Source organism: Corallococcus praedator (genome assembly GCF_003612125.1).
GTDB classification, from domain to species: domain Bacteria; phylum Myxococcota; class Myxococcia; order Myxococcales; family Myxococcaceae; genus Corallococcus; species Corallococcus praedator.
This window is the reverse complement of sequence record NZ_RAWI01000410.1, coordinates 1-8,112: the sequence shown is the minus strand read 5'-3', so window position 1 is coordinate 8,112 and position 8,112 is coordinate 1. Positions and strand designations below refer to the sequence as shown.

Genomic DNA, 8,112 nt, shown 5'->3' with positions numbered 1-8,112 from the left:
AACCTAGCCGATGCGGCACGGCGGGTTGCCTGGAATGAAAACACCGTTCGATTGTCGCGCCCTCCCGCGAAGCCCCGCCACGGACGACACCCGGCCTGCCTTGACACTCCCGGGGGCCGACAGTAAGCCAGCCGGGTCCCCTTGATGCTCTCGCGCGCCCATACCCTCGCCCGCCTCACCGCGATGTTGCTCATCGCGCTCTGGGGTGCCCAGCCGCTGGGTCTGACGCTGCACGTGGAGCAGCACGCGCACCGCTTCTGCGCGGAGCACCAGACGTTCGAAGAGGACGCGCGGCGCGCGAACCCGTCCCTGTCGCGGTTCGCCGAGCGTGCCCCCGCCTTCGCCTCCGTGCCGCCCGCGGTGGCGGATGCGACGGGCCCCAACCACGAGACGTGCCCGCTGCTCACGGCCGCCCCGCAGGTCGGTGCCCTGTTCGCCGGAGATGTCCTGCGCGCGGCCTCCAGCGTGGAGAGCCACCACCCGGCCACCGCGCCTCCGCGCTCGTTCGCACCGCTGGCGGTCCTCGCCACCGCCCCCAAGGCCTCGCCACCCGCGCACGCGTAGTCCCCGCGTGTCGTGCTGGTGAAGCAGGTCATTGGTGGACGGTCCGCGTGGAGCGTCATGCTCCACGGTCGCCCAGTTCCGAGGAGCAACACCCCGTGTCATTTCTTCCGCGCAGGAACCCCCGCGCCCTGGCCGTCGTGCTCGCCGTGCAGTTGTCCACGAGCGCCGCCTGGGCCCAGTCATCCCCAGGGCAGACGCCGCCCGCCGCCACCGAAACCCCTCCACCGCCCGCCGAGGCGGCTCCCGCCGACACGCCCTCCGACGCTCCGGCCCTGAGCGCGGAGGAGATGGCTGAGATTGAAAAGGCGCTGGGCTCGGACGCGAGCACCCGCGCGCGGCCGTCCGGCGACACGTCCCCGGTTTCGCCCACCGCCACGAACGACTCCGGCGTGACGCCGCTGCGGCTGCCCAACGCCATCACCGGCGGCACCAGCTTCCTCAACCTGAGCTTCATCCTGGACCTGGCCGTGGCGGCGTTCTCCAGCAAGGAGCCGCTGCAGGGCGGCGCGCACGACCCGACGCAGAACGGCTTCAACCTCCAGCAGTTGGAGCTGTCCATCGGGTCGGTGGTGGATCCGTACTTCCGCTTCGACAGCAACATCGTCTTCAGCCAGTTCGGCGTGGAGATTGAAGAGGCGTACGTCACCACGTTGGACCTGCCCGCGAACCTCCAGGTGCGCGCGGGCCAGTTCCTCACCCGCTTCGGCCGGCTGAACTCCACGCACCCGCATGCGTGGGACTTCGTGGATCAGCCTTTCGTGATGAGCCGAGTGTTCGGCGCGGAGGGCAACCGGGGCCTGGGCGTGGAGGGCTCCTGGCTCACGCCGCTGCCCTGGTACGTGGAGGTCATCGGCAGCGCCACCGACGCGAAGGGCGAGGCCACCGCGCGCAGCTTCTTCGGTTCCTCCAATGAGCGCGTGCTGTCGCCGCTGGACTTCCAGCTCACCGGCGCGGTGAAGCAGTTCTTCCCGCTGTCCGACGACCTATCGCTCCTATGGGGCCTGTCCGCCGCCACCGGCCCCAACCCCACGGGCTACCGCAACCACACCAGCGTCTACGGCACGGATGTCTATCTGAAGTTCCGGCCCATCACCGAGGCGAGCGCGCAGCAACTGGTGCTCCAGGCGGAGGTGCTCTACCGCCGCCGGCAGGCCCCCGAGGACCTGCTGTCCGACTGGGGTGGCTACGCGCAGACGGTGTGGCGCTTCTCCAACCGGTGGGCCACGGGCGTGAGATACGAGTTCGGCACACCCGCGAAGACGCAGGAGGGCCGCGTCGCGAATGATCCGCTCGACCCCGAGTGGATCGCCGACCGCCAGCGCATCACCGCGGCGGTGACGTTCTGGCCCACGGAGTTCTCCCGCCTGCGCCTGCAGGCCGCCACGGACCGCGTCGGCTGGCGCGCGACGCCGGACTACTCGGCCTTCCTCGCGCTCGAAGTCGTGACCGGCGCCCACGGTGCCCATGCGTTCTGACCCTTTCTTCCGGAGCCCTCCCATGCGTTCCCTTCGCCTCTTCGCGGCGCTCCTCGCCGCCGCCGTCAGCTTCACCGCCGCCCCCGCGCGCGCGGACCTCAAGGTCGTCACCTCGCTGCCGGATCTCGCCGCGGTCGCCAAGGCCGTGGGCGGGGACAAGGTGGAGGTGGTGGCCCTGGCGCTGCCCACGCAGGACCCCCACTTCGTGGATGCCAAGCCGAACCTGGCGCTCGCGCTCAACCGCGCCGACCTGCTCATCACCGCGGGCCTGGACCTGGAGATCGGCTGGTTGCCGTCGCTCCAGCTCGGTGCGCGCAACAACAAGATTCTAACGGGCAACGACGGCTACCTGGACGCGTCGCGGTTCGTGAGCCTCCAGGAGGTGCCCACGACGGCGGTGGACCGCAGCCAGGGCGACGTGCACCCCGGCGGCAACCCGCACTACCTCTACGACCCGCGCCAGGGCATCGCGGTGGCCCGCGGCATCGAGGCGCGCATGTCGCAGCTGGATGCGAAGAACGCCGCCACCTACAAGGCGAACCTGGCGAAGTTCACGCAGGAGGTGCAGGCCGCGCAGCAGGGCTGGGAGAAGCGGCTGACGGGCCTCAAGGGCGCGCCCGTCATCGCGTACCACCGCACGACGGCGTACCTGCAGAACTGGCTGGGCTTCACCACCGTCGCGTTCCTGGAGCCCAAGCCGGGCATCCCGCCCAACCCGTCCCACATCGCGCAGGTGCTGGCCCAGGGCAAGGCGCGCAAGGTGAAGGTGGTGGTCAAGGAGGACTACTACCCGGATGGCACCGCGAAGCTCGTGGCGTCGAAGATCCCCGCGCCGCTCATCGTCATCCCCGGCGGCACCGACTTCCGCAATGGCCAGACGTACGTGCAGCGCATCGAGCTGCTGGTGAGCCGCCTGGAGCAGGGCCTCGCCGGGAAGGCGGAGTGACACCATGAGACGCTTTCTCCAATGGCTTCCCGTGGCGCTGCTGTCCGGGTGCGCGCTCGACGCGGGTGAGGGCTTCGCGGTGCTGGAGCCCTCCGTGCAGGCCGCGTACACGCAGCTGCCCCGCCGCGACGCGGGCGACGGCTACCAGGCGCTCGCCTCCGACTTCCAATTGCGCATGGACTCCGGCGCGGTGAGCCTGGGCAGCATCGACCTGCTGGCCAGCTCCGGCGGCGGCGGTGCCACCACGTTCGACCCTTCCTCGCCGCCTCCGGGTTATTCGCTCTGCCACAACGGGCACTGCCACAGCGCCGACGGGGCGCTCGTCGACTACGAGGACATCCAGGCGGAGCTGGGCGGCGGAGGCATCACCACCACCACGGTCGCCAACCTCCCGGTCGACGGTGAGCTGGATCTGCTGGCGGCGCCGACGGTGGGGCTCACCTGCAAGCCGGACTGCGAGCTGACGCGGACGATCGTTTCCAGCGGACGCTGGTCCATCACCGGCCTGCGGATGACGGGCAGCGTGCGCGATGGGCGCGTCCCGGCCCGCTTCGCCGGCGTCCGGACCTTCCGCCTCACCGCGACGACGTCGGGCGCGGAGGCCGAACCGTTGGCCGTGCTCAAGGGCGACCTGGACGTGCCGTCCGACCGGGAGAACAAGCCGCGCGTGGAGCTGGGCCTGAAGCTGGCGCTGACGCCGGAGCTCTTCGACGCGGTGGATTGGTCCACCGCGAAGGAGGGCCTGGATGGCGTCGTGGACCTGGATGCAGTCGAGAACGCGGCGGTGCGCACCGCCCTTTTGCAGAAGGTGGGCGAAGTGAGCCCGACCGCGGAGGTGAACCGTGGCGCATGGTGATCACGAGACGGAGCTGGACAGCGCGCACCGCGCCGCGCCGCCAGCGGAGCCGGGGGAAGTGCTGCTCAAGTGCGAGCAGCTCGTCATCGGCTACGGGGGCAAGGACATCCTGCCGCCCATGGACCTGGTGGTGCGCCGCCGGCAGTTCGTGGCGGTGGTGGGCCGCAATGGCTCCGGGAAGAGCACGTGGTTCAAGACGCTGCTGGGGCTCATCCCCCCGGTGTCCGGACGCATTGCCCTGGGCACCCCGAACATCCGCAGCGCGTACGTGCCGCAGATGTCCTCCATCGACTCGCTGCTCCCGGTGCATGCGCGCGAGCTGACCGGGTGGGGCCGGCTGTCGGGGTGGAACTTCCTGCGGCCCTTCCCCAGCGCCACCGACCGGCAGAAGGTGGAGGCGGCGCTCGACACCGCGGGGGCTCGCGGCATCGCGAAGCGGCCCTTCCGTGACCTGTCCGGTGGCGAGAAGCAGCGGGCCCTGCTCGCGCGCGTCATCGCCACCGAGGCGGACGTGGTGCTGCTGGACGAGCCCACCGCGGCGATGGACGCCGTGGCGGAGAAACAGACGATGCTGCGGCTGTGCGCGCTCGCGCATGACCGGGGCCTGGGCGTGGTGGTGGTGAGCCACGACCTGTCCGTCGCGGCCGAGCACGCCGACGTCATCCTCTTCGTGGACCGCGAGCACCGCTGCTTCGTCATGGGCGATGCGCGCACCGTGTTCTGCCATCCGGCCTTCCGCCGCCAGTACGGCGATGACTACTGCCACAGCGCACCCCAGGGGCCACATCGTGGAAACAGTCCTGCTTGAGCCCACGAAGTGGGAGCAGTTCCAGTCCGCCTGGGAGTTGTTCCAGGACCCCATCCTGTGCGCGCTCATCGCCGGGTGCGTGCTGGGCTTCCTCAGCGTCTACGTCGTGCTCCGGCGCATGGTGTTCGTCAGCGCGGCGGTGACGAACACGGCGGGCCTGGGCGTGGCGCTGGCCTTCTTCGCGGAGATCCACCTGGGCGTGCACGTGGATCCGCTGGTGGGCGCGGTGGTGCTGTCAGTGGCGGCCACGCTGCTCCTGATGGTGGAGCCCGCGCGGCTGCGCCTGTCCCGTGAGAGTCTGCTGGGGTGCGCGTTCGCCTTCGCGGGCGGCGCGGCCATCCTGGTGGGCGACCGCATCGCGCAGGAGGCCCATGACATCCAGGGCATCCTCTTCGGCACCGCGGTGCTGGTGACGCCGGATCAACTGCACGCCGTGGCGGCGGTGGGCGCGGTGCTGATGGTGCTGCACCTGTGGTGGTACCGGGGCATCACCTTCGTCAGCTTCGACCGCATCGGCGCCACCGTGCAGGGGCTGCCGGTGCGGATGCTGGACACGGTGTTGATGGTGTCCATTGGCATCATGGTGGGCGTCTGCGCGCGCGCGCTGGGCGCCCTGCCCGTCTTCGCGTTCTCCACGCTGTCGGCCATCGCGGCGCTGGTGTTGGATCTGCGGCTGCCGTGGACGTTCTTCACCGCCACCGTGCTGGGCGGCATCGCGGGCGCGGGCGGCTACCTGTTCGCGTACTTCTACGACTTCCCGGTGGGCGGTTCGCAGACCGTCCTGTCCGGGGTGCTGGTGCTGCTGATGATGCTGGTGCGCCTGGCGCGCGCACCCTTCCTGCGCAAGGCGTGAGCGGCGTCCCTTCCGCCGCCGTTCCCTTCTAGCGGACGGCGGCGGACACCTTCTTGAACTCGGGCGTGCCCGCGCGGCCCAGCATGTCGAACAGGGCCGACTCCACGGTGAGGATGCGCGCGCCCGCGTCGCGGCACAGCTCCAGGCCCACGCGGCGGTCCTCCTCCGTGCGGGACAGCACCGCGTCCGCCAGCAGGCACGGCTCACGGCCTCCTTCGGCCAGGTCGCGCGCGGTCTGGAAGACGCAGATGTGCGTCTCCATGCCGGCGAGCAGCACCTGCTTGCGGTCGCCCAGCAGCGAGAGCACGTCCGGGGTGGCGGCGGAGAAGTCCATCTTCTCCAGCGGCGTGAACGTGCCCAGCTTCAGCTTCAGGAGCGAGTGCGTGCGGCCCAGCCCCTGCGGGTACTGCTCCGTGACGAAGACGGGCACGCCCAGGGCCCGGGCCCCCTCCACGGCGGCGCCGGTGCGCGCGAGCATGCGGTCCAGGGCATCGCGCTCCATCGCGGCGCACAGGCGCTCCTGGATGTCGACGACGAGCAGGGCGGCGTGCTCGGGCTTCAGGCGGAATGAGGGCATGGGGCAGCTCCTTGCGAGTGCCCCCTAGTGACGCGAAGCCCGCGCGCCCGTCAAGCACGGCCGCGCGGACGCTCATGCCCCATGCACGGTCCAGGGCCCTTCTCCGCCCCGGGGTGCGGGAGCGGTGTCCACCGGCGCATCCGCCACCCGGCGCAGCGCGGCGCGGCCCCGGCTTCCCCTGGAGGCGAAGCCCTTCGCGCGCTGCAGGCCCGGCAGGTGCGGATCCGCGTCGCGCCACAGGTCCAACACCACGGCGTAGTCCTGCGCCGCCTCGGACATGCACTCACAGGCGACGTGCGCCTCGGCCACCAGCAGCATGCAGTGGCCACAGCCGGGCCGCTCCCCTGCCCGCTCCAGCGCCAGCTCCAGGGCCTTCTCCTCACGGCCGGAGCGCAGGCGCACGCGGGTCAGCGTCTCCCGGGGCGGACGGCAGAAGAGCGCGGGCCCCACCGGCCGCAGGCGCCGCTCCAGCCGAAGTGCGCGAGTGAGCGCGGCCTCCGCGCGGCCGGAGTCTCCGCGACGCGCATCCAGCGTGCCCCGCAGCTCCTGCGCTGCGACTTCAATCGTGCGCGCCACGTCGCGAGGACACAGGGCCCGGCCCTCTGAACGGGGCGCCTCCGACAGCGCGGGCACCAGCGCGTCCAGCGACACGCACGCCCGCTCCACGTCGCCCAGCCGTCCCGTCTCCAGGGCGCAGGCCCCGCGCGCGTAGAGGCGCACGGCGTCGCGCAGGCCCTGCTCCGCGACGGTGGCGGCGTCGCCCAGCTCCATCGGGACCTCCGCCGCCGCGCGGCAGAAGCCGAAGCGCAGGTGCGCGGCCACCAGCGTGGTCGCGGCGAAGAGCACCGCCTGGGGCTGCGCACCCGCGGCCTCCACGCGCTGACGCAGCCTGCGGGCCCACGACTGCGCGCCCCGGTACTGCCCCACCTCCGCGCAGCCTTCGCTCAACAGGCGCAGGGCGGTGTCCGCGCTCGGCGCTACTTCCAGGGGCAGCGACTCGCGGGCGAGGTACGCGTCATCCGCCGCCACCGCCGCCTCCAGGATGCGGTTCGCCTCCACCACCCGGCCCACGCGCAGCAGCAGGCGTCCGGCGGCGAGCAGCGCGGGGCTTCCAGCGGGCACCCGCGTCGCGAGGGCTTCGGCGCTCTCCCGGGCCATCTCCGGCTTCGCGCTCGGCAGCCAGGCCTGCACCCACGCCACGTGCACGCCCGCGTGGTTTGGGTGCGTGCGCAGCAGGTCGCGCAGGATGAACTGCGCATACGGCTGGCCCTGGCCGGGACGTCCGTCGGATTCGTAGCCGTCCATCAGGAAGCCCGCGAGCAGCAGGCGCGGCTCGGGCTCCTCCGGAAAGCGGTCGATGAGGCACTCCATCTCGCGCACGAAGGCGTGCCGGCCATTGGCGGGCCCCTTGTCCGCGAGCAGGCTGGCGGCGACCACCAGGCGCTGCTCCAGGTCGGTGACGCCCTCCGCCAGCACCAGCGCCTTGCGGATGGCCTCCGCGCGGTCGGCGGCGAAGCGAGCCCCCGCACCCCTTGCGAGCGCGAGCCCCCACCACGCCATGGCGAGTGAAGGGTCCTGCCGCGCGGCCTCCGCGAAGGCGCGGCGGGCCTCCAGCCCCCAGCCCAGGTGCAACAGGCGCAGGCCCTGGTCGAAGTACGCCTGCGCGAGCGGGACTCGCGTCGTCACCGGCAGGTGGGCGTCTCCATAGCCCTCACACAGCGGCGGCGTGGGAAGGGCTTCGTCCGGCAGGTCCTCCCACGGGACGTGGGCATGAACGGACGGCGCATCGGCTCGGAACAGTCGTGCCAGCATGTGTCCTCCTCACGCTCCGAGCATCGGAGCGGTACGGTGTTGCACCTGGGCGTCGGTCGCGCGCACGCGCACGGCCATCCGCCTCCAGGCGTTCGACAACTCCTCCGCGGCGACAGGCGACGCCTTGCGACGCGCGGACAGACACTCGCGCCGCCAGGAGAGCCCCACGTCCCGCGCCACCCACGCCTCGTAGTCCGCGAGCCAGTCCGCCAGCATCGCGA

Annotated in this window: 8 protein-coding genes and 1 pseudogene; 6 read left to right on the top strand and 3 right to left on the bottom strand. The window is 71.8% G+C overall.

Annotated elements, in window-relative coordinates; genetic code table 11:
* The first annotated feature begins 144 nt into the window (after nucleotides 1-144).
* From D7Y13_RS34495 to D7Y13_RS34470, 6 genes are all read left to right on the top strand, one after another.
* Nucleotides 145-564, top strand: a complete 420-nt coding sequence (locus D7Y13_RS34495) for a hypothetical protein (RefSeq protein WP_120538497.1) — start codon at nucleotides 145-147, stop codon at nucleotides 562-564.
* 95 nt (nucleotides 565-659) lie between these two features.
* A complete protein-coding gene (locus D7Y13_RS34490; RefSeq protein WP_120584544.1) occupies nucleotides 660-2,039 on the top strand; it encodes a zinc-regulated TonB-dependent outer membrane receptor in 1,380 nt (459 codons plus the stop codon).
* 22 nt (nucleotides 2,040-2,061) lie between these two features.
* Nucleotides 2,062-2,985 (top strand): metal ABC transporter substrate-binding protein, encoded by a 924-nt coding sequence (locus D7Y13_RS34485; protein ID WP_120584545.1) that lies wholly within the window; start codon nucleotides 2,062-2,064, stop codon nucleotides 2,983-2,985.
* A gap of 4 nt (nucleotides 2,986-2,989) precedes the next feature.
* Entirely contained in the window at nucleotides 2,990-3,841 is an 852-nt protein-coding gene (locus D7Y13_RS34480) for a hypothetical protein (RefSeq protein WP_120584546.1), read from the top strand.
* A 13-nt stretch (nucleotides 3,842-3,854) separates the two neighbouring features.
* Nucleotides 3,855-4,649: a metal ABC transporter ATP-binding protein gene (locus D7Y13_RS34475; protein ID WP_120538040.1), complete on the top strand. Its 795-nt coding sequence runs from the start codon at nucleotides 3,855-3,857 to the stop codon at nucleotides 4,647-4,649.
* On the top strand, nucleotides 4,630-5,502 hold the full coding sequence (locus tag D7Y13_RS34470) for a metal ABC transporter permease (RefSeq protein WP_120538037.1): 873 nt from the start codon (nucleotides 4,630-4,632) through the stop codon (nucleotides 5,500-5,502). The genes D7Y13_RS34475 and D7Y13_RS34470 overlap by 20 nt, the downstream gene beginning before the upstream one ends.
* A gap of 28 nt (nucleotides 5,503-5,530) precedes the next feature.
* Here the strand turns inward: D7Y13_RS34470 and D7Y13_RS34465 are convergent, their stop codons facing one another.
* The 3 genes and pseudogenes from D7Y13_RS34465 to D7Y13_RS34455 form a co-directional block, all read right to left on the bottom strand.
* Complete coding sequence (locus tag D7Y13_RS34465; protein ID WP_120538038.1) at nucleotides 5,531-6,079, bottom strand: isochorismatase family protein; 549 nt, start codon at nucleotides 6,077-6,079, stop codon at nucleotides 5,531-5,533.
* Between the two features lie 72 nt (nucleotides 6,080-6,151).
* Nucleotides 6,152-7,891, bottom strand: a complete 1,740-nt coding sequence (locus D7Y13_RS34460) for a hypothetical protein (RefSeq protein ID WP_120538039.1) — start codon at nucleotides 7,889-7,891, stop codon at nucleotides 6,152-6,154.
* A gap of 9 nt (nucleotides 7,892-7,900) precedes the next feature.
* Nucleotides 7,901-8,112: pseudogene (locus D7Y13_RS34455) on the bottom strand (hypothetical protein); the annotation flags it as partial.